This window comes from Streptomyces sp. NPDC088124, from assembly GCF_040685895.1.
Taxonomy (GTDB): Bacteria; Actinomycetota; Actinomycetes; order Streptomycetales; family Streptomycetaceae; genus Streptomyces.
The window spans coordinates 81195-101093 of the sequence record NZ_JBFBJB010000020.1; the positions used below are offsets into that span (position 1 = coordinate 81195).

General features: G+C 71.4%; 17 protein-coding genes, 2 tRNA genes and 1 pseudogene. 13 read left to right on the forward strand and 7 right to left on the reverse strand.

Going from position 1 to position 19899, the window contains the following annotated elements; translation table 11 throughout:
* Window positions 1-18: 18 nt before the first annotated feature.
* A complete protein-coding gene (locus AB0P17_RS18385; protein ID WP_365812142.1) occupies window positions 19-1164 on the reverse strand; it encodes a ThiF family adenylyltransferase in 1146 nt (381 codons plus the stop codon).
* A 222-nt stretch (window positions 1165-1386) separates the two neighbouring features.
* Here AB0P17_RS18385 and AB0P17_RS18390 point away from each other — a divergent pair.
* From AB0P17_RS18390 to AB0P17_RS18405, 4 genes and pseudogenes are all read left to right on the forward strand, one after another.
* Window positions 1387-1944, forward strand: a pseudogene (locus AB0P17_RS18390) (M48 family metallopeptidase); the annotation flags it as partial.
* 342 nt (window positions 1945-2286) lie between these two features.
* A complete protein-coding gene (locus AB0P17_RS18395) occupies window positions 2287-3891 on the forward strand; it encodes a TerD family protein (protein ID WP_365812144.1) in 1605 nt (534 codons plus the stop codon).
* Window positions 3892-3904: 13 nt separating this feature from the next.
* Window positions 3905-4585, forward strand: a complete 681-nt coding sequence (locus AB0P17_RS18400) for an AIM24 family protein (RefSeq protein WP_365812146.1) — start codon at window positions 3905-3907, stop codon at window positions 4583-4585.
* Window positions 4586-4601: 16 nt separating this feature from the next.
* Window positions 4602-5360, forward strand: coding sequence for an AIM24 family protein (locus tag AB0P17_RS18405; RefSeq protein ID WP_365812148.1), 759 nt, complete (start codon window positions 4602-4604; stop codon window positions 5358-5360).
* Window positions 5361-5432: 72 nt separating this feature from the next.
* On the opposite strand, the gene AB0P17_RS18410 is transcribed toward AB0P17_RS18405, so the two are convergent.
* Both AB0P17_RS18410 and AB0P17_RS18415 read right to left on the reverse strand, forming a co-directional pair.
* Entirely contained in the window at window positions 5433-5981 is a 549-nt protein-coding gene (locus tag AB0P17_RS18410) for an NUDIX hydrolase (protein WP_365812150.1), read from the reverse strand.
* Window positions 5978-7453, reverse strand: a complete 1476-nt coding sequence (locus AB0P17_RS18415; RefSeq protein ID WP_365812152.1) for a zinc-dependent metalloprotease — start codon at window positions 7451-7453, stop codon at window positions 5978-5980. Before AB0P17_RS18415 ends, AB0P17_RS18410 begins: the two co-directional genes overlap by 4 nt.
* A gap of 238 nt (window positions 7454-7691) precedes the next feature.
* On the opposite strand from AB0P17_RS18415, the gene AB0P17_RS18420 reads away from it, so the two are divergent.
* From AB0P17_RS18420 to AB0P17_RS18435, 4 genes are all read left to right on the forward strand, one after another.
* On the forward strand, window positions 7692-8804 hold the full coding sequence (locus tag AB0P17_RS18420) for an SDR family oxidoreductase (RefSeq protein WP_365812154.1): 1113 nt from the start codon (window positions 7692-7694) through the stop codon (window positions 8802-8804).
* A gap of 74 nt (window positions 8805-8878) precedes the next feature.
* Window positions 8879-9337 carry a molybdenum cofactor biosynthesis protein MoaE gene (locus AB0P17_RS18425; protein ID WP_365812156.1) on the forward strand — a complete coding sequence of 153 codons (459 nt, stop codon included), beginning with the start codon at window positions 8879-8881 and terminating at the stop codon, window positions 9335-9337.
* Window positions 9338-9559: 222 nt separating this feature from the next.
* Complete coding sequence (locus AB0P17_RS18430) at window positions 9560-9730, forward strand: hypothetical protein (RefSeq protein WP_365812158.1); 171 nt, start codon at window positions 9560-9562, stop codon at window positions 9728-9730.
* Between the two features lie 103 nt (window positions 9731-9833).
* The gene (locus tag AB0P17_RS18435; protein WP_365812160.1) at window positions 9834-10922 is read left to right on the forward strand and encodes a PDZ domain-containing protein; all 1089 of its coding nucleotides are present in this window, start codon (window positions 9834-9836) and stop codon (window positions 10920-10922) included.
* Window positions 10923-10946: 24 nt separating this feature from the next.
* Here AB0P17_RS18435 and AB0P17_RS18440 read toward each other — a convergent pair whose 3' ends face one another.
* The gene (locus AB0P17_RS18440; RefSeq protein WP_365812162.1) at window positions 10947-11507 is read right to left on the reverse strand and encodes a PPA1309 family protein; all 561 of its coding nucleotides are present in this window, start codon (window positions 11505-11507) and stop codon (window positions 10947-10949) included.
* Window positions 11508-11632: 125 nt separating this feature from the next.
* Here AB0P17_RS18440 and AB0P17_RS18445 point away from each other — a divergent pair, with 125 nt between their 5' ends.
* The 4 genes from AB0P17_RS18445 to AB0P17_RS18460 all read left to right on the forward strand — a co-directional run bounded on the left by AB0P17_RS18445 (window position 11633) and on the right by AB0P17_RS18460 (window position 17113).
* Window positions 11633-14608, forward strand: coding sequence for a UPF0182 family protein (locus AB0P17_RS18445; protein WP_365812240.1), 2976 nt, complete (start codon window positions 11633-11635; stop codon window positions 14606-14608).
* A gap of 43 nt (window positions 14609-14651) precedes the next feature.
* A tRNA-Met gene (locus tag AB0P17_RS18450) sits at window positions 14652-14725 on the forward strand.
* A 193-nt stretch (window positions 14726-14918) separates the two neighbouring features.
* Entirely contained in the window at window positions 14919-16961 is a 2043-nt protein-coding gene (locus AB0P17_RS18455; protein WP_365812163.1) for a tetratricopeptide repeat protein, read from the forward strand.
* A 78-nt stretch (window positions 16962-17039) separates the two neighbouring features.
* Window positions 17040-17113: transfer RNA gene (locus AB0P17_RS18460), tRNA-Met, on the forward strand.
* A gap of 87 nt (window positions 17114-17200) precedes the next feature.
* On the opposite strand, the gene AB0P17_RS18465 is transcribed toward AB0P17_RS18460, so the two are convergent.
* Window positions 17201-17602 carry a CBS domain-containing protein gene (locus AB0P17_RS18465; protein ID WP_365812165.1) on the reverse strand — a complete coding sequence of 134 codons (402 nt, stop codon included), beginning with the start codon at window positions 17600-17602 and terminating at the stop codon, window positions 17201-17203.
* Between the two features lie 193 nt (window positions 17603-17795).
* Window positions 17796-18596 (reverse strand): histidinol-phosphatase, encoded by an 801-nt coding sequence (gene hisN, locus AB0P17_RS18470; protein ID WP_365812167.1) that lies wholly within the window; start codon window positions 18594-18596, stop codon window positions 17796-17798.
* Between the two features lie 138 nt (window positions 18597-18734).
* On the opposite strand from hisN, the gene AB0P17_RS18475 reads away from it, so the two are divergent.
* A complete protein-coding gene (locus AB0P17_RS18475) occupies window positions 18735-19472 on the forward strand; it encodes a TetR/AcrR family transcriptional regulator (RefSeq protein ID WP_365812169.1) in 738 nt (245 codons plus the stop codon).
* Here the strand turns inward: AB0P17_RS18475 and AB0P17_RS18480 are convergent.
* A complete protein-coding gene (locus AB0P17_RS18480; protein ID WP_365812171.1) occupies window positions 19438-19761 on the reverse strand; it encodes a multidrug efflux SMR transporter in 324 nt (107 codons plus the stop codon). The two genes, AB0P17_RS18475 and AB0P17_RS18480, sit on opposite strands and share 35 nt — an antisense overlap.
* Window positions 19762-19899 lie beyond the last annotated feature (138 nt).

Genomic DNA, 19899 nt, shown 5'->3' on the forward strand with positions numbered 1-19899 from the left:
CCGCGCCGCGTACGGCGGTTACCCGGCCATTGTGTCGTGTGGCGCGCCCGTCCCGGCGACGCGCTCCCCCCTTCGCGGTCCGGCCGCCCCGCACGGGCAGTCCTGATGAGGGGTGATCCGCTCCGGACGCCAGTCCAGCAGCGGCAGTGCCGCCTCCCATCGTGCACCCGTACTCGCCGGAAGCTCCCCGTCGAGGAACGAAAGAGCATGAGCCGCCGTCAGCCCGGCCACGGTGGTGGCGAGCGCCAGATCGCACGCCGGAACGGCGCGCGCCCCGCGCCCGGAACGCCACTGGGCCAGCATTCTCGGCCACCCCGCGTCGTGATCGGCCCGGACCCGCGCGAGGCACCCCGCGCACGCCGTCCCGCCGGGCAGCACCAGCGGCCCCACCAGCCCCGTGGCCTCGATCACCCCGGCGTAGAGGTGCGGCGTGCCCGTGGCCATCCAGGGCTCGGCCGTCACCGCATCGGGTGCGTACGCCGCGAGCCCGTCCCGCGGCGCGACGATCACCAGGGAGAGCGGCGGCTCTCCCACCGCGGACCCCCGCGACTCCCCGGCTCCCGGTGGCTTGCCGGGCGCGGACCGCCGGACGAGCTGCCGGGCCGCCAGGTCCCTCCGCTCGCCCACCGAGTGGTCCGGCAGCCCGCCGGGCGCCACGTCCCCCGCCGTCGCACACCCGCCGTCCAGCACATCGACGCGCCCCACCCCCGAAGCCGCCAGGACCGCGGCGACGGCGGCGCCGACCCGGCCCGCACCTCTGACCTGCACCCGCGCGAGCCGCCGTACGGCCAGCTTCCGCGCCGCGGCGCCCGGCTCCGGATGCAGGACGGAGAGCGACGCCAGATCGGGCCGCAGCCGCTCGACCTCCCCCGTCCTGCCGCGCAGCGCGTCGGCCGCCGGACCGCCCGCTCCCGGGTCGTCGAGCACCCCCGCCGCGGTGAGCCGCCGTACCAGCGCCTCGACCAGTCCGTCCGGCAGCCCCATCGCGCGGGCCTCCTCCCGCAGCAGCGGCAGCCCGCGCGTCCCGTCCAGCAGTTCCAGAAAACTGCCCGTGGCCGTGTCGACCGGGCCCATCACCACCGCGTGCGCGGGCGTCACCCCGAACTGCACCGTCTGCCGGTCCCGCCAGGCGCGCCGCAGCGCGGGCTTCATCATCGGATGCATGTCGGCCTCCCCGTTCCCGCTGATCCGTGTCCGCGTTCGTGATCTCAGCGTGCAGGACGGCGGCCGGCGGTGCCGAAAGTTATCCACAGCCCCGGGTATTAGTCGTTCGAATGGTGTGCTTCTCGCGGGGAAGAAGGGGATCCGGCGCGGCAATCACGGGGATCAGGGGGGAACCCTCCAGGGGGCGGGACTTCCGCCACACCGAGCGGGTAACGTCGGGGCGTGCCCGCCGACCCTTCCGTCAGTCGCCCGCTCCGTGGCTCGGGGACGAGCGCTGTCGAGGTCCGCAGAAGCGCCCGCCGCAGCAGAACGGTCTCGGCGTACCGCGAGGGCGACCGCACGATCGTGCTCATCCCCGCCCGGATGTCGGAGGCGGAGGAGCGCCGCTGGGTCTCGGTCATGCTCGACAAGCTCGCCGCCCAGGAGAGCAGACGGGTCCTCGGCGACAGCGCGCTGACCGAGCGGGCCGAGCGGCTCTCCGCGCAGTATTTCGACGGGAGGGTGCGGCCCGCCTCCGTCCGGTGGGTCACCAACCAGAACACCCGCTGGGGCTCCTGCACCCCCGCCGAGGGAAGCATCCGGCTCTCGCACCGGCTCCAGGGCATGCCGGAATACGTCGTCGACTACGTCCTCGTCCACGAACTGGCCCATCTGCTGGTGCCGGGGCACGGCCCGCGCTTCTGGCGGCTACTGGAGGCGTACCCGCGTACCGAACGGGCCCGCGGCTATCTCGAAGGCGTGGTCGCGGCCGAACGGCTCCCGCATCTGCCCCTCGCGCGCGGCGGGAACGGAGCGGACGGCGAGGACACCGGCGGTGATGTCATGGACGACGGCGATGTCACAGACGACGCCGATGTCATGGACGACGCCGATGTCACCGACGGCGCCGGTGACACGCCGAAGCGGGCCACGCGGTCGTAGCGGGGGATGGCGAAGCCCGTGCGTGAGCGCCGGCTCCGTCCGGAAGAGCACCTTCCGCGCGGGTCGGGTCGCTGACCGCCGCCGGGGAAGCGCCCGTTCACCGTTCCTGTCCCGAGTCTGTACCGGCTTGGCCGATTGTCCGAGGCAGCCGTTAGCCTGGCGCGACGCATTGACATTCGGGATGGGGGACGGTCGTTACGTATGGCACGGGAATTCCAGCGTGGCCACAAGGCCAAGATCAGTGATCTCACGGCGGGGACGGATCTGTACGTGGGGGTGCAGATCGCGGGTCCGGGACTGACCTTCGACATCAGCTGTTTCGGGCTCGACGCCGACGAACAGCTCTCGGACGACCGGTACTTCATCTTCTTCAACCAGCCGAAGTCCCCCGAGGAATCGATCCAGTTGCTCGGCCCGCAGGCCGGCGACACGGAATCCTTCCGGGTCACGCTGGACCGTGTCCCGGCCGCCGTCCAGAAGCTGTCGTTCACCGCCACGATCGACGGCGCGGGACAGATGTCGCAGGTCGGCCCCGGATACATCCGGATCGTCGCGGGCGGCGAGGAAGTCGTCCGATACGCCTTCACCGGCTCGGAGTTCACCACCGAGCGCGCCGTCATGCTCGGCGACTTCTACCTCAAGGACGTCTGGCGGTTCGCCGCCGTCGGCCAGGGGTTCGACGGCGGACTCGACGCGCTTCTGAAGAACTTCGGCGGCGAGGTCGCCGAGGAGGAGCCCGCCGCCCCGCCGCCGGCCGCCGACGGCCCGGTCCCGGGCTTCGCCCCGCCCGCCGGGCCCGCCGCGCCCGCACCGTCCTTCGGCGCCCCCGTCGCGCCACCGGCCCCGGCCCCGGCGCCGCAGCCCGTGCACGCCGCGCAGACCATCGTGGCACCGATGACCCCGCCGGGCGGCACCGTACCGCCGCCGCCCGCGCCGTCCCCGTACGGCCAGCCGCCCCCGCCCCCGCAGCAGCCCCAGTTCGGCCAGGTGCCCGGCCAGGCCCCGGGACAGTTCGGCCAGGTCCCGGGACAGCTTCCCGGCACCCAGCCGCCCGCCGCGCCGTCCCCGTACGGAATGCCCGCCCCCTTCGGCCAGCAGCCGCCCGGCGCCCCCCAGGGCATCCCGCAGGGTGTCCCCGCGGGCGGCGCCGGTCTCGCCGCGGCTCTCCAGCCGTACAAGGAGGCGCCCACCGGACAGCGCTGGACCTCGCAGAACGGCCAGCTCGTCCGGGTCGACCTCGGTGAGGACGGCAGCCCCGTGCTCGCCCGGCAGGGCAGCATGGTCATGTACCAGGGCAAGGTCGACTTCGGCTACAAGGGCGCCGGTTTCGTCGGCCGTGTCGTCGGCAACGCCACCGGCCAGGAGATGCAGCTCATGCGCTGCACCGGACGCGGCCAGGTCTTCCTCGCGGAGGAGGGCGCGCACCTCCACCCCGTCGAACTCCAGGGCGACGGCATCTGCGTCTCTGCGGAGAACGTCCTCGCCTTCGACGAGAGCCTCCAGTACGAGGTCCGCCGCATCGAGGGCCACGGCATCCCCGGCGGCGCCCTGTTCACCATGCAGTTCCAGGGCACCGGCACCGTCGTCGTGAAGACCCACGGCACCCCGGTGGTGCTGCCCGTCACGCCCACGACCTTCGCCGACAGCAACGCCGTCGTCGCCTGGTCCTCGGCCGCGCAGGTGATCATCTCCAGCCAGGTCAGGCTGCGCCGCAACGCCTACCCAGGCCACAGCGGCGAGACCGTGAACCTCCAGTTCCGCGGAGCGCCCGGCAATTTCATCGTCGTCCAGCCGTACGAGGTCTGAGGGAGCCCGGATCATGAACCAGCAACTCGCGGGCTTCGCCCCGACCCCCGTCGCGGCCCGGATGGAGAATCACGGCCGCTCCATGCTCAAGGTCGCCATGGCCTCCGGACACGACCTCTACGCCCGCACCGGCTCGATGGTCGCCTACGAGGGCTTCGTCCAGTACGAGCCGAACCCGCCCGCAGTCCGCCAGATCGCCTCGCAGTGGGTCACCGGCGAGACCACGCCCGTGATGAAGTGCGCGGGTGACGGTCTGCTCTATCTCGCCGACTACGGCGCGGACGTCGTCGTCATCAACCTCGACAACGACGCGCTCTCCGTCAACGGTTCCAACCTGCTCGCTTTCGACGCCCACCTCCAGTGGGGCGTCGAACGCGTCAAGGGGCTGGCCAAGTTCACCGGCCAGGGACTGTGGAACGTACAGATCTCCGGGACGGGCTGGGTCGCCCTGACCTCGCGCGGCACCCCGGTCGTCGTCGACTGCGGACGCGGCGAGGACGAGACCTACGTCGACCCCGACGCGCTCGTCGCCTGGTCACCCGCGCTCAAGGTGAAGGGCAAGCGCAGCTTCACGGTGTCCTCGCTGATCGGGCGGGGCAGCGGAGAGGCCTACCAGATGGCCTTCTCGGGCCAGGGCATCGTCGTCGTACAGCCCAGCGAGGACAGCACGGACCGCCTGCGGGTCCGGGGCTGAGGGGAGCGAGGAACCCATGCAGAGTCCGCTTTTCGCCTACACGGAACAGCAGTCCCAGGACCGCTACGCCGTCCAGAACCCGCAGCTTCTGCGGGTCGCGCTCACCGGCCACGACGATGTCCTCGCCCGCAAGGGCGCGATGGTCGCGTACCAGGGGCTCATCGAGTTCGACGGTGAGTACGAGTCGCACGGACAGCGCCAGACGCGCGCGGTCACCGGCGAGGGCCTGGACCTGATGCGCTGCTCCGGGCAGGGCACGGTGTACTTCGCCAACCTCGCCCAGTACATCCATGTGGTGGATGTCGACCACGACGGGATCACCGTGGACGGCGCCTATGTGCTGGCGCTCGACTCCACGCTGCACAGCGAGGTCGTCGCCGTGGACAGCGAGTACGGGATCTCCGGATCCGGCAAGTACCAGCTCAACATCTCCGGGCGGGGCAAGGTCGCCCTGATGACCTCGGGACAGCCGCTGATGATGGAGGTCACGCCCGACAAGTACGTCAACGCCGACGCCGACGCGGTCGTCGCCTGGTCCTCCGCCCTGCGGGTGCAGATGCAGGCACAGACGCACTCCTCGGGCATACGGCGGCGGCGCGGCTCCACCGGCGAGGGCTGGGAGCTCAGCTTCCTGGGCGAGGGGTTCGCGCTCGTCCAGCCCAGCGAGGTCATGCCGCCGCAGCACGCGGAGATCGGCCAGGGGCTGGCCGCGCAGTACGGCGTCGGGGGGAACGGCGCGTACGGGCAGAACCAGGCCAACGACTGGAGCAGGTGATCCCGAGAGGGGCGGGCCCGTGTGGGACACCGTTGGCGTGTCCGTGTGGGACCCGCCCCTCACCGGATCGGGTCAGGCGCCCAGGACCGCGCGCGTACGCTCCAGCAGCCGGACGACCGAACCGTCGGCCACCCCCGCCACCTCGTCGTACGCGAACCAGCGCAGGTCCAGGGATTCCTCGCTGATCGACTCGACGGCCCCCGGCCGGGTCAGCGCCGCGTACTGGACATCGAGATGCCAGTGACAGGGCGCCGGAATCGGGTGCCGGTCGAGCTGTACGGGGCCGCCCGCCAGGGGAGTCAGCTCCAGGATCCCGGACTCCTCCCTGGCCTCCCGCAGCGCCGCGCGCTCCAGCGTCGTGTCGCCGGGCTCGCAGTGGCCGCCCATCTGGAGCCACATGCCGAGCTTCTTGTGCAGGGTCAGCAGGACGCGGCCGCGCTCCGGGTCGACGACCAGCGCGCTCGCCGTCAGGTGCCCGGCCTCGCACGCCTTCCACATCCCGTCCGGACGGGCCGCGAGATGGTCCAGATAGAGGCCGCTCAGCTCGCGCTGCGCGGGGTCGGACCCCTCGGACCCCGCGTACGCCTTCAGGACGAGGACCGCGTTGTCGTGCAGGCTCACTTGTCGGTGTCGTCCTTGGTGCCGGTGCCGCCCTTGGCTTCGCTGTCGTCCTTGGCGTCCTTGGCGTCCTTCTGGAGGTTCGGCCCGTTGCCGGCCGCCTCGCCGAGCATCTTGTCCAGCTCGGAGAAGTCGAGCTGCTCGTGGTGGACAAAGCCGTCCGGGTCGTCCAGGTCGGAAGCGGTCGGCAGCATGTCCGGGTGCTCCCAGAGCCGGTCGCGCCCGTCGACACCCCGCGCGTCGGTGAGCGAGGCCCACAGCCGGGAGGCGTCCCGCAGCCTGCGGGGCCGGAGCTGGAGCCCGATGAGCGTGGCGAACGTCTGCTCGGCCGGACCGCCCGAGGCCCGGCGCCGGCGCAGCGTCTCGCGCAGCGCGCCCGCCGCCGTCAGCCGGTCCTTCGCGGCCTCGTGGACCACCGCGTCCACCCACCCCTCGACCAGCGCCAGCGCCGTTTCGAGCCGGGCGAGCGCGGCCTTCTGCTCCGCCGTGTCCTCCGGCTGGAACATGCCCTGCTGGAGTGCTTCCTGGATCTCCTCGGGGTGGCTGGGGTCGAACTGGCCGACCACGTCCTCCAGCTTGGAGGTGTCGACCTTGATCCCGCGGGCATAGCCCTCGACCGCGCCGAACATGTGGGACCGCAGCCACGGCACATGGGCGAAGAGCCGCTGGTGGGCGGCCTCGCGCAGCGCCAGATAGAGCCTGATCTCGTCCTTGGGCACGCCGAGGTCCTTGCTGAACGCCTCGATGTTCAGCGGAAGCAGCGCGGCCCGGCCCGCCGGGCCCAGCGGCAGTCCGATGTCGGTCGAGCCGACGACCTCACCGGCCAGCACGCCCACGGCCTGCCCGATCTGCTGGCCGAACATGGCGCCGCCCATAGAGCGCATCATGCCGATCAGCGGACCGGCCACCGACTGCATCTCCTGGGGCAGCACCTCGCCCATGGCCGTGCCCACCCGCTCCGCCACGGGGTCGACGAGCTGCTGCCATGCGGGCAGCGTCGCCTCGACCCACTCGGCGCGGCTCCATGCGACGGAGGCGTTGGCACCGGAGGGCAGTGAGGTCACGCCGTCCAGCCAGATGTCCGCGAGCCGCACCGCCTCGTCCACCTGCGCGCGCTCCGAGGGGCCGACGCTCGCGTCCTTCGTGCCGTCCGGGGTGCCCTGGGCGACGGTCTGGCGGGCGATCTGCTTGGCCATGTCCCAGTTCACGGGACCGCCCTCGTAGCTCAGCATCTGGCCGAGCTGCTGGAACGCGGCCCCCAGGTCGTTGGGGTTCAGCGAACCGAACATCGCGGCGAACGGATTGTCCGCGCCGCCCGGGCCGCCGCCACCGGGCATCCCGAATCCTGCGAAGGGGTTGCCCTGGCCGCCTTGGCCACCGGAACCCTGACCACCTCCGGCAGGGTCCTTCTTCTTGCCGTCGCCGTCCTCCGGCTCCTCCGGCGGAAGGCCGAATCCGAATGGTGTGTCACTCACGGGGTTCCTCGGCTCGTAGGGCCACCGGCTTCCTGCCGGCGGCGGCTGCCCGACTGCACCTCCCAGCCTAAGCGGCACAGCGGGTGCGGGGGCGGTGCCGCGGGTCGGAACGGGACCGACACCCCGGTGGCTTCCGGGCTCGGTGCTCCGTCGGCCGGTGGCCTGCGGCAGGATGGACGTCTCCTGGTACGTACGCGTCATTCGCGTACGTATTGAAGACAACCGCTGGAGACGCCCGGTGAGTTCCCCAGATCCGCAGGTTCGCGCAGCGCGAAACCGCTCAACCCCGACCTCGTCCCGCGGCCCCGTTGTCGCGGTCACCGGCGCCGCCTCAGGCGTCGGTGACCTGCTCACCCGGCGCCTGGCGGCGTCCGAGGAGATCAAGCAGGTCATCGCCATCGACGAGCGCCGTGGGGAGGTCTCCGAGGCACAGTGGCACATCCTCGACGTCCGCGACCCGGCCATCGCGGAGAAGCTGCGCGGGGCGGACGTCGTGGTGCACCTCGCGCTCGACCTCGACCTGGAGACCGACGCCGCCGCCCGTACGGCGTACAACGTGCGCGGCACCCAGACCGTGCTGACGGCCGCCGCGGCGGCCGGGGTGCACCGTGTCGTGCTCTGCACCTCGGCCATGGTCTACGGCGCGCTGCCCGACAACGACATCCCGCTCTCCGAGGACGCCGAGCTGCGGGCGACCGCCGAGGCCACGGGCGTCGGCGACCTGCTGGAGATCGAACGCCTGGGCCGCCGCGCGCCCCGCGCGCACCCCGGCCTGAATGTGACGGTCGTACGGCCCGCCGTCCTCGTCGGCGGTACGGACACGGCGCTCACCCGCTACTTCGAGTCGCCCCGGCTGCTCGTCGTCGCCGGATCCCGCCCGACCTGGCAGTTCTGCCATGTCGAGGACCTGGTGAGCGCGCTGGAGTACGCCGCGCTCGAAAAGGCCGACGGGGAGTTCGCGGTCGGCTGCGACGGCTGGCTGGAACAGGAGGAGGTCGAGGAGCTGAGCGGCATCCGCCGCATGGAGCTGCCCTCGGCGGTCGCCCTGGGCGCCGCGGCCCGGCTGCACCGGATCGGCCTCACGCCCTCCCCGGCCGGCGATCTCGCGTACACGATGCACCCCTGGGTGGTCAGTGTGAGCCGGCTGCACGACGCGGGGTGGCGGCCGCGCTGGACCAACGAGGAGGTGCTCGCCGCCCTCCTCGAAGAGGTCGAGGGCCGCCACACCGTCGCCGGCCGCCGCCTGGGCCGCAAGGACGCCACCGCGGCGGGCGCGGCGGGGGCGACCGTCGCACTGCTCGGTACGGCCGCGCTGGTACGGCGGGCCCGCAAGGCGCGGCGCCGGATCTGAGCCCACCGCGCGGGCGGCCCGCCCCGGGGGAACGGCTGTTCCACGGAACCGGTGCGGTACGGCACGATGGCCCCATGGCGAGTACGCGTTCCCACCCGGGCGAGCAGGCGGCGCAGGACCCCATCCGGCTGCTCGCGATCCGTGAAACCCCCCTTACCGTCGACGAGGTCTTCCGCGCGGTGGGGGACGACGCGGCGGGCGGCACGGCGCTCTTCGTGGGCACGGTGCGCAACCACGACGGCGGCGCGGACGTCGACTCCCTCGGCTACTCCTGCCACCCGTCAGCGGAGGCGGAGCTGCGGCGGGTCGCGGAGAAGATCGTCGCCGGTCATCCGGTGCGCGCGCTGGCCGCCGTCCACCGTGTGGGTGATCTGGAGGTCGGGGATCTGGCGGTCGTCGTCGCGGTCTCCTGCCCGCACCGGGCGGAGGCGTTCGAGGCGTGCCGGAAGCTGATCGACGACCTCAAGCACGAGGTGCCGATCTGGAAGCACCAGAAGTTCTCGGACGGCACAGAGGAATGGGTGGGCGCGTAGCGCCTCGTTGTAGGGGCCGTGGTCGGGCGACGGGTGGGCGGGTGGGCGCGTAGCGCCTCGTTGAGGGGTGGTGGTCGGGCGACGGGTGGGCGCGTAGCGCCCCCGCCCCCGCCCCGCCCACTCGATTTGCGTAACCGCCTCCCGGCCAGCAGCGTTGGTGCTGCAGATGATTAATCTGCTGATCGGTCAGTTCGCAGACACTCATTCGGTCGGGAGGTCGGTATGGCCGTACTTGCCTGGTTGTTGATCCCGCTGTTCGCTGTCATTGGCGCGGCGATATGGGGAAGCTGGGTCTCCAGGGACCGCACGATAGGGGACATAGCCGAGCTGAACGGCTACGCCCGGTTCCGTGACGCGATGGAGAAGGCGGAGACCAGCTCCGATCCGGTCTGATCCGTCGGCCCGCGGGCCGATCGGTCCGGGGTCATGCCCCCTGTGACCTCGTACGGACCGGCCCCGGGGGTGCACTGACAGAGCCTTCCCGTACTGTCGTTCCATGCCACGCCGCACCGCGACGATGCTCGCTTCCACCCTCGTCCTCATCGCGCTGCTCTGCGCGGGTGTGCTCATCAAGGTCCCGTATTCGGAGATGAGCCCCGGACCGACGGTGAACACGCTGGGTGAGGCCGGTGGTGAGCCCGTGCTCCAGGTCTCCGGTCGCAAGACATACCCGACGTCGGGCCATCTCAATATGACGACGGTCAGGGTCACCGGCGCGGACTACAACATGAACATCGTCGAGGCGGTCTACGGCTGGCTGGCCCACGACAGCGTCGTGGTGCCGCACGACACCCTGTATCCGGACGGCAAGACGGAAGAGCAGTCCACGCAGGAGAACGCCGAGGAGTTCAGCCAGTCCCAGGAGAGTGCCAAGGTCGCCGCCTTGGGCGAGCTGGGCATCCCGGTCTCCTCCCGCACGATCGTCTCCTCGGTGGTCAAGGACAGCCCCTCCGAGGGCACCCTGCACGCCGGAGACGTGATCAAGGCCGTGGACGGCACGGAGGTCAAGGCCCCCGAGGACGTCGCGAAGCTCGTCACGAAGCACAAGCCGGGCGAGGACGTCGTCTTCACCATCGTTCCCGCCAAGGAGGCGGAGGCGGCGGAGAAGTCCGGCAAGGAGCCGACGGCCACCGAGAAGGTCACGGTCACCACCCGGAAGTCCGACGAGGGCGACCGGGCGATCGTCGGCATCCAGGCGGGGACCGATCACACGTTCCCGTTCACCGTGGACATCAAGCTGGCCGACGTGGGCGGTCCGAGCGCCGGGCTGATGTTCTCCCTCGGCATCGTCGACAAGCTCACCCCCGGCTCGCTGACCGGCGGCAAGTTCGTCGCGGGGACGGGCACGATCGACGACAAGGGAGTGGTCGGCCCGATCGGCGGCATCGAGATGAAGCTCGTCGGCGCGCGGAACGCGGGGGCGCGCTACTTCCTCACGCCCGACGACAACTGCGCCGCCGCGGCCTCCGACATCCCCGACGGCCTCACCCTGGTCCGGGTGAAGACGATCGAGGACGCGACGGCGTCGCTGGAGAAGATCCGCACCGGGGACGCGGCCGGCCTGCCGAGCTGTTCGGCAAGCTGACCGGCCACGTCCCCGGAAGGGCCGTTACGACTCGAAGGTGGCCGACAGCGCCTCCGCCAGCCCCGGGACCAGCCCGGAGCCCGTGAGGACCTCGTTCGGGGAGTCCTTCTCGCGCAGCCGCAGCGCGGACTCCCGGGCGCCGTCCCGCAGCACCGCCACGGTCATCCGGACCTCCTGGCGCTCCGGGTGGGAGGCGACCCACGCGGCGAGCGCCGTTTCGTCCAGATTGTCCGGTACGGATGCTTCTGCCGACGGCGGAAGCATCAGTCGCTCCACGGTCATCGCGCACCCCGCCACCGCGTCGGGCCACGCGATGGTGCCGAGGAACTCGTCCAGCGGGGTGCCCGCCGGGATCTCGTCCTGCTCGACGGGGGTGAGGGGGGCGGCGGGGGCGCCGTCCTCGTCGAGCCCCAACTGGGCGGCGAGCGAGGGTTCGTCGGCGCGCAGCCGTGCGGTGTCGACCAGCGCGAAGAGCCGGGCGGGCTGATCCCAGCCGAGCGTGGAGGCGTACTCGTCGATTTCGAGCACGGCGCGGGTCAGAGGGCCGGCGGCCATGGGCGTACCTGAAGGAGAAACAGTGGACATGGTCAATATCCTGCCTCCTTCGGACCCGGGTGCGGGAACTAGGTAAAGCCTCAGTAAGTTGAACCAGCAGAACCCTACGAATTCACACGACCGCGAACTTTGAGGTGCGCACGTTGGCTTTCCAGATGCCGGACCGCGGCGGAGGCCCGACCGGGCCACGGATCAGAGTGGGCCGGCCCTCCCGTCGGGCCCGGACCCTGCTCATGACTTTGGGCGTGCTGGCCGTGCTGGCCATGCTCTTCGTCATGTTCGCGGGGTTCTGGACCGACTGGCTCTGGTACCGCTCGGTGAAGTATTCATCGGTTTTCACCACCACCCTCTGGACCAAGATCGGTCTTTTCGCGGTCTTCGGGCTGCTGATGGCCTTCGCGGTGGGGCTGAACATCTGGCTGGCGCACCGGCTGCGGCCGCCGCTCAGCGCGATGTCCATGGAGCAGCAGAACCTCGACCGGTACCGGATGGGCATCGCCCCGTTCAAGAAGTGGGTGCTCCTCGGGATCACCGCGCTGGTCGGGCTGATCGCCGGAGCCTCCGCCGCCGGTCAGTGGCGTACGTGGCTGATGTGGATCAACGGGGTGCCGTTCGGGCAGAAGGACCCGCAGTTCAAGCTGGACGTGGCGTTCTACGCCTTCGACCTGCCCTGGTACCGCTTCCTGCTGGCGTTCGGCTTCGCGACGACCGTGCTGTCGTTGATCGCCGCCGCGCTCACCCACTACCTGTACGGCGGGCTGCGGATCACCAGCCCCGGCGCGCGGGCGACCGCCGCGGCCACCGGGCATCTCTCGGTGCTGCTCGGCGTCTTCGTCTCGCTGAAGGCCGTCGCGTACTGGCTCGACCGGTACGGCCTGGCGGTGAAGTCCAGCGACTTCAAGGCGACGGGCAACTGGACCGGCCTGCGGTTCACGGACGCGAACGCGTTCCTGCCCGCCAAGACGATCCTCTTCTGCATCGCGGTCATCTGCGCCCTGCTGTTCTTCGCGACGCTCTGGCGCCGTACGTGGCAGCTCCCGGTGATCGGCTTCGGCCTGATGGTGCTCTCGGCGATCCTGATCGGCGGCCTCTACCCGGGGATCGTCCAGAAGTTCCAGGTTGAGCCGAACGAGCAGGCCAAGGAAGCCCCGTACATCAAGAAGAACATCGACGCCACGCGCCAGGCGTACGGCATCGATGCCGCCGATGTGCAGGACTACGGGGGCAAGGGAGACCCGGACAAGAAGGCCGAGCAGCGCCAGGCGGCCGACACGGCGGCCAGCTACCGGCTGGTCGACCCGAATGTGGTCTCGCCCGCGTTCCAGCAGCTTCAGCAGGAGCGTAAGTACTACCAGTTCCCCTCCACGCTCGACGTCGACCGGTACCCCGGTCCCGACGGCAAGCCGCAGGACACGGTGGTCGGTCTGCGCGAGCTGAACATCACCGGTATCCCGAAGCGCAACTGGATCAACGATCACTTCACGTACACCCACGGGTACGGACTGATCGCCTCCAAGGGCACGAACACGGTGACGGACGACAACGAGGGCACGATCGGCGCCCCCGACTTCACCGAGTCGGGCCTGCCGACCAGCGGCGAACTCCCGAAGTACGAACAGCGCGTCTACTACGGCGAGAAGACCGAGCAGTACTCGATCGTGGGCGGTCCGCAGAAGGAACTGGACTACGAGAAGAACGGCGAGCAGACCACGAGCTACAAGGGCAGGAGCGGTGTCGACCTCTCCAACCCGCTGAACCGCGCGGCGTACGCCGTGGCCTTCAGCGAGCCCCAGATGCTCTACTCCGGCGCCATCGGCGACGGCTCGCGGATCCTCTACAACCGCACGCCCAAGGAGCGCGTCGAGGCCGTCGCGCCCTGGCTGACCATCGACGGTGACGCGTACCCCGCCGTGGTCGACGGCCGGATCCAGTGGATCGTCGACGCGTACACGACGACGAACGGCTACCCGTACGCGTCCCGTACGACGCTCGGCGACACGACCGCCGACTCGCTGACCGACAGCCAGCGCGCGGTCGTCGCCCAGCAGAACCAGGTCAACTACATCCGGAACTCGGTGAAGGCGACCGTCGACGCGTACGACGGTTCGGTCAATCTGTACCAGTGGGACACCAAGGACCCGGTCCTCAAGACCTGGATGAAGGCGTTCCCCGGCACGGTGAAGCCGAAGGGCGACATCGACTCGACGCTGCTGTCGCACCTGCGCTACCCGCAGGACATGTTCAAGGTGCAGCGCGAACTGCTCACCCGCTACCACGTCACCGACCCCGCCCAGTTCTACAGCGGCAGTGACGCGTGGCAGGTGCCGGACGACCCGACCACCAAGGACAGCAACTCGGTCCCGCCGTACTACCTCAGCCTGAAGATGCCCGGCCAGGACGACCAGAAGTTCTCGCTGACCACCACCTTCACGCCCAACGGGCGCCCCAACCTGGGCGCGTTCATGGCGGTGGACGCCGATGCCACCAGCACGGACTACGGCAAGATCAGAGTGCTGAGAGTGACGTCCACGGTCCAGGGCCCGCAGCAGGTGCAGAGCGAGCTGAACGGTGTGCCGGAGGTCGCCGAGTTCGTCAGGAACCTGAGAGGCACCGACTCCGACATCGAGTACGGCAACCTCCTCACGGTGCCGCTCGACGGGGGCTTCCTCTACATCGAGCCGGTGTACGCGCGAGGCGGCAGTGCCAACTACCCGCTGCTGAAGAAGGTGGCCGTCTCCTACGGAGGCAAGCCGGTCTTCAAGGACAGCCTGCCGGAGGCGCTGAACGCGGTCTTCGGTGAGGAGAGCACGTCGCCGCCGACGACCGAGCCGCCGGGCACCACCACCCCGCCGGCCACCGGCGACCAGGCCCTCCAACTGGCCATCTCGGACGCCCAGAAGGCGTACGACGCGGGCGAGGAGGCGCTGAAGAAGCAGGACTGGACGGCGTACGGCAAGGCCCAGAAGGACCTGCAGGACGCGCTCCAGCGGGCCGCCGACGCGGAGGCCGCGGCGAAGTCGGGATCCGCCGACAAGCCGGGCGACAAGGCCGCAGACAAGGCCGCAGACAAGGCTGCTGACCAGCCCGGCGACAAGGCCGACAGCGCGGACGGCGGTGGCGATACGAGCTGACCTGGCATCACCTCCACCCCGTGGTACGGTTGGCACACAACGACGCGGGGTGGAGCAGCTCGGTAGCTCGCTGGGCTCATAACCCAGAGGTCGCAGGTTCAAATCCTGTCCCCGCTACGGCGAAGTCAAGGGCCCGGATCCTTCTAGGATCCGGGCCCTTGCCATGTGCCCGCTGCAACTGGGTTTCAGCTCGGCCCAGTTGGTCGGCAGTGGGTTTGATGTGTCTCTCTGTGGGCATGTCGACAAAACGCTGTAGTGACCTTGCGGGGCGCGGTATACCGGCTGTACGCGGCCGGCGGGTGGTGCGACGATGGAAAATATGGGGGATAGGGCAACTCTGTTGGAGACAGGGCGGTATGTGCAGCCACACGTGAACGACGCGACCGGTGGGATCGGCGCCGCCGACGGGGCCGACACCGAGGCCGAGGAGAGACACCGCCGCGCCGCCGACGCCGGGGACACCGCGTCGATGAGCGTCCTCGGCGCGCTGCTGCTGCGCCGCGGCGATCTCGACGGCGCCGAGCCGTATCTGCGGGCCGCGACCGCCGAGGGCGAGCGCGCCGCCGCGAACAACCTGGGCGTACTGCTGCACCAGCGCGGCTACGTCGACGAGGCGGCCGGCTGGTGGCGGATCGCCGCCGTCGCCGGCTCCGCCCCGGCGGCCCACGCGCTCGGCCGCCACTACCGCGAACTCGGCGACGAGCCCGCGGCCGAGTACTGGCTGCGCCAGTCCGCCGAGCAGGGCCACGCGCTGGGCGCCTACGCCCTCGCCGATCTGCTGGAGCACCGCAGCGACGTCGGGGCCGAGCGCTGGCTGCGCGCCGCCGCCGAGCAGGGGCACCGCGAGGCGGCGTACCGGCTCGCCCGCGCGCTGGAGCGCAGAGCCCGCGAGACGGCCCGCTCCGGCGCCGACGTGGTCTACCGGACCGGTCCGGTGGCCCCCGGCGCGCGAGGCCGCCGTACGGGCCAGGAGCCGCTGCTCTCCCTGGACCCCGTGACCAGCACCGACCCCCGGCTGCCCGCGTACACCGGGACACGGGGTTCCGGGGCGTGGGGGCCCGCGACGCCGGGGCCGCACGGTCCCAGGACGGGAGACCCCGGCACGTCCGGCTTCGCGACCACGGGCTCCGGCCCCGCGGCCTCCCTGGTCGGCGAGGCCGCCCAGTGGTACCGGCAGGCCGCCGCGCGCGGCCACCGCCGCGCCGCCCTGCACCTCGGCGCGATCCTGGAGCGGCGCGGCGAGCTGAAGGAGGCCGGCCGCTGGTACCTGAGCGCCGCCAAGGACGGCGAGGCGCGGGCCGCCTGCGCCCTCGGCTTCCTGCTGCGCGACGCCGGGGACGAGGAGAGCGCCGCCGTCTGGTGGCTGCGCGCCGCCCAGGACGGCGACGGGAACGCCGCCAACGCCCTCGGCGCGCTCCACGCCGCCCGGGGCGAGTCGCAGACCGCCGAGCGCTGGTACCGCGCCGCCATGGACGCGGGCGACGTCAACGGCGCGTACAACCTCGGGCTGCTCTGCGCCTCCCAGGACCGTACGGTCCAGGCCGAGCAGTGGTACCGCCGCGCCGCCTACGCGGGCCACCGCGAGGCCGCCAACGCGCTCGCCGTCCTGCTCCTCCAGGCCGACGACCCGACGGGCGCCGAGCCCTGGTTCTCCAAGGCCGCGGAGGCGGGGAGCGTGGACGCCGCGTTCAACCTCGGCATCCTGTACGCGGGCCGAGACGACGACGGCGCGGCCCTGCGCTGGTACGAACGCGCCGCCGCCGCCGGGCACACCGAGGCGGCCCTCCAGGTCGGCATCGCCTGCCTGCGCGACGGCGACGACCGCACCGCCGAGCGCCACCTGCGCTGCGCCGCCGGCGGCGGCAGCGCGGAGGCCGCCTTCCGGCTGGCCACCGTCCTCGACTCGCGCGAGCCGCCGCCGGGGCCGCCCGCGCTCGGCGAGCCGTACGGGGTGAAGAGCGAGTGCGAGCAGTGGTACGAGCGCGCCGCCGAGCAGGGCCACCGCCGCGCCCAGGTGCGCGTCGGCATGCTCGCCGCCGGCCGTGGTGACACCGCCGAGGCCGCCCGCTGGTACCGGGAGGCCGCGGAGGCCGGCAGCCGCAACGGAGCCTTCAACCTCGGGCTGCTCCTGGCCCGCGAGGGCGGCGAGCGGGAGGCCGCGCTCTGGTGGACCAGGGCCGCCCAGGCCGGACACGGCAGGGCCGCGCTGCGGCTCGCGCTGCTGGCCGCGCGCCGGGGTGAGCTGACCGAGGGGCAGCGCTGGTGCGCCCGCGCCGTCGAGCTGGGCCCGGCCGAGGTCGCGGAGCGCGCGGCCCGGCTGCGCGAGGCACTGCACCAGGAACTGACCGCGTGACCTGCGTGGACGGCCGTCGCGGGGGACGGATACGAATTTGCGCCGCTCGGCACCGTGACGTAATGTTGCATTCAACGGCGCGGGGTGGAGCAGCTCGGTAGCTCGCTGGGCTCATAACCCAGAGGTCGCAGGTTCAAATCCTGTCCCCGCTACTGAAAGTCCTGAGGCCCGGATCTCGATCACGAGATCCGGGCCTCAGGCGTGTGGGCCGCGACGCGGGGGAGGCGCCCTCCCCTGTCTCAGCCGGCCAGGACGGCCGTCTCGTGCCGGGTCGGGGCCCAGCAGCGGATGATGTCGCGTACGGAGACGATGCCGACGGGCTCGCGCTCGTCGAGCACGATCAGATGCCGGAAGCCGCCGGTCGACATGGCCGCCGCGGCCTCCTCCAGCGTCCATGCCGGTGCGGCGAAGACGACGGCGGTCGTGGTGTGGGAGCAGGCGGTCTCGACATCCGGGCTCTGGCCCGCGCCGAGCGAGTTGAGGATGTCACGTTCGGTGAGGATGCCGATGCCGCAGTGATCGGTGTCGAGGACGACGGCGGCGCCGACGTGCCGGGCCGACATCAGCCGGGCGGCCTGGCGGAGCGTATGCGTGGGGCCGATGGTCAGAACCACCGAGCTCATGGCGTCACGGACAAGCATGGGGTGGAGCCACCTCCTTGGTGAGCCGGCTTCCGGGGTCCCGCGGGGGAGCGGAGGACCTGGAGAAACGATTCACAAGTTCACAAGTGGGGGGACTCTCAGGGTGACACGGTTGCCCTGAGTCAACAAGGGGGCGGGCGGCGCGGGGGCGGGGGCGCCCGTAAAGCGGACAAACAACCCCTCGCTCGTAGCCCTAGTAGCGCTGGTTCAGGTAGCCGAGGAGTTCCTCGTGGAGGACCCCGTTCGACGCCGCGGCGTTGCCGCTGTGCGGGCCCGGACGGCCGTCGAGGCCCGTGAAGCTGCCGCCCGCCTCCTGGACGACGATCGCGGGCGCGGCCATGTCCCACAGCGACAGTTCCGGCTCCGCGCACATGTCCACCGAGCCCTCGGCGACCATCATGTAGGGCCAGAAATCGCCATAACCGCGCGTCCGCCAGCACGCCCGGGACAGATCCAGGAAACCGTCCAGCCGGCCCTGCTCCTCCCAGCCGGTCAGCGAGGAGTACGCGAACGACGCGTCCTGTACGCGCGACACGTTCGAGACACGCAGCCGCGTCGCGGACGACAGACTGCGCCCCGTGTACGCGCCGCCGCCCTTCGCGGCCCACCAGCGGCGGCCCAGCGCCGGTGCGGAGACCACGCCGACGACCGGTTCGAAACCGCCCTCACCGGCCACCATCAGCGAGATCAGCGTCGCCCAGACCGGTACCCCGCGTACATAGTTCTTGGTGCCGTCGATCGGGTCGACGACCCAGCGGCGCGGGCCCGTGCCCTCGACGCCGTACTCCTCGCCCAGGATCGCGTCGCGCGGCCTCGCCCGCTGGAGGTTGCCGCGGATCAGCTCCTCGGCCGCCTTGTCGGCCTCGCTCACCGGGGTCATGTCCGGTTTTGTCTCGACCTTCAGGTCCAGAGCCTTGAACCGGTCCATCGTCGCGGCGTCGGCGGCATCCGCCAGTACGTGGGCGAGACGCAGGTCATCGTGGTAATCGGGCATGGGCGCCACAGTATCCACCGGGGCGGTGGGGCTGCCACGGACCCCTGGGCCCGGTCGGCCGGAACCCGACGACGGTCTTGACAGTGAGCGACGGTCCGTCAACTCTGTGCGCAGAGCCGCACGGCCCCGGAGGCGACGATGCCCAGCGCGCGTGAAGCCCTGCTCAGTGCTGCCCTTTCGGCCCTCGCCGACCAGCCGTGGTCCGCGGTGCGCATGGTCGACGTGGCGGCGGCGGGCGGGGTCTCCCGGCAGACCCTGTACAACGAGTTCGGCAGCAAGGACGGCCTCGCCCGCGCCCTGGTACGGCGCGAGGCGGACCGCTATCTGCACGGAGTGGAACGGCTGCTGCGCGAACGCGCGGACGCCGCCGACCGGCTGGTGGCGGTCGCCGAGTGGACCGTGGGGGAGGCGCGCGCCCGGCCGCTGCTGCGGGCGCTGCTCACCGGCTGCTGGGGCGAGTGGCTGCCCGCCCCGCGCCCCGCACGGCCCGACGCCACCCCGTCCGGCATCCCGGCGCAGCGCCGTGCCGACGCGGGACCGCCCGCCACCACCGAGCTCGTGGCACTCGTACGGGACAGATCCGCGGCCGCGCTCGACCCCACCCGCAAGGACCACGGGCGCCCGGATCCGGGCCGTCCGGAGCACGGCCGCGGCGAGCACGGTCACGCGGGCCACACCGGACCCGTCGGCCACAGCCGGTTCACCGCGTACGGCCGTACGGAACTGCTCTACCGATGCGAACTGGCCATGCGGCTCGCGCTCGCCCATCTCGTCGCGCCCGGCGCCGAACCCGTGGGACCGCTGGTCCGCACCGCCGTCACGGCCCCGCCGTCCGCGCTGCTCAGTGCGCCGAGCCCGAGAGCTGGAGCCCGATGACACCCACGATCACCAGCGAGATGGAGATCAGTTTGAGTACGGACACGAGGTCGCCGAGGAAGACCATGCCGTAGATCGCCGTACCGGCCGCGCCGATGCCCGTCCACACCGCGTACGCCGGGCCCACGTCGAGCTTCTTCAGGGCGAGCGTCAGCAGTCCGAAGCTGCCGAGAGCGAAGGCCGCGAAGGCGATCGTCGGCCAGAGACGGGTGAATCCGTGGGAGAGCTTGAGACAGACGGCGAAACCCGTCTCCAGGATTCCCGCCACCACGACCAGCAGCCACGCCATGTCAAACGTCTCCCCACGTCAGTGACCGCCTGGCGCGTCGGGCCTTCCGGCGACCGTCTGTGACCAACTGTGACAGGGCTGTCCCTCCTGATGGTGATTATGCCCTTACCAGTCGTGGCGGTCCGCAAACACGGCCAT

What these genes read in the sequence shown, in the direction of transcription:
- AB0P17_RS18425 (WP_365812156.1), top strand. Translation starts at nt 8,879, where the DNA reads ATGGCGAGTACGCGTTCCCACCCGGGCGAGCAGGCGGCGCAGGACCCC.
- hisN (WP_365812167.1), bottom strand. Translation starts at nt 18,596, where the DNA reads ATGCCCGATTACCACGATGACCTGCGTCTCGCCCACGTACTGGCGGAT.
- AB0P17_RS18405 (WP_365812148.1), top strand. Translation starts at nt 4,602, where the DNA reads ATGCAGAGTCCGCTTTTCGCCTACACGGAACAGCAGTCCCAGGACCGC.
- AB0P17_RS18455 (WP_365812163.1), top strand. Translation starts at nt 14,919, where the DNA reads ATGGAAAATATGGGGGATAGGGCAACTCTGTTGGAGACAGGGCGGTAT.
- AB0P17_RS18465 (WP_365812165.1), bottom strand. Translation starts at nt 17,602, where the DNA reads ATGCTTGTCCGTGACGCCATGAGCTCGGTGGTTCTGACCATCGGCCCC.
- AB0P17_RS18475 (WP_365812169.1), top strand. Translation starts at nt 18,735, where the DNA reads ATGCCCAGCGCGCGTGAAGCCCTGCTCAGTGCTGCCCTTTCGGCCCTC.
- AB0P17_RS18430 (WP_365812158.1), top strand. Translation starts at nt 9,560, where the DNA reads ATGGCCGTACTTGCCTGGTTGTTGATCCCGCTGTTCGCTGTCATTGGC.
- AB0P17_RS18445 (WP_365812240.1), top strand. Translation starts at nt 11,633, where the DNA reads ATGCCGGACCGCGGCGGAGGCCCGACCGGGCCACGGATCAGAGTGGGC.
- AB0P17_RS18435 (WP_365812160.1), top strand. Translation starts at nt 9,834, where the DNA reads ATGCCACGCCGCACCGCGACGATGCTCGCTTCCACCCTCGTCCTCATC.
- AB0P17_RS18385 (WP_365812142.1), bottom strand. Translation starts at nt 1,164, where the DNA reads ATGCATCCGATGATGAAGCCCGCGCTGCGGCGCGCCTGGCGGGACCGG.
- AB0P17_RS18480 (WP_365812171.1), bottom strand. Translation starts at nt 19,761, where the DNA reads ATGGCGTGGCTGCTGGTCGTGGTGGCGGGAATCCTGGAGACGGGTTTC.
- AB0P17_RS18440 (WP_365812162.1), bottom strand. Translation starts at nt 11,507, where the DNA reads ATGTCCACTGTTTCTCCTTCAGGTACGCCCATGGCCGCCGGCCCTCTG.
- AB0P17_RS18395 (WP_365812144.1), top strand. Translation starts at nt 2,287, where the DNA reads ATGGCACGGGAATTCCAGCGTGGCCACAAGGCCAAGATCAGTGATCTC.
- AB0P17_RS18400 (WP_365812146.1), top strand. Translation starts at nt 3,905, where the DNA reads ATGAACCAGCAACTCGCGGGCTTCGCCCCGACCCCCGTCGCGGCCCGG.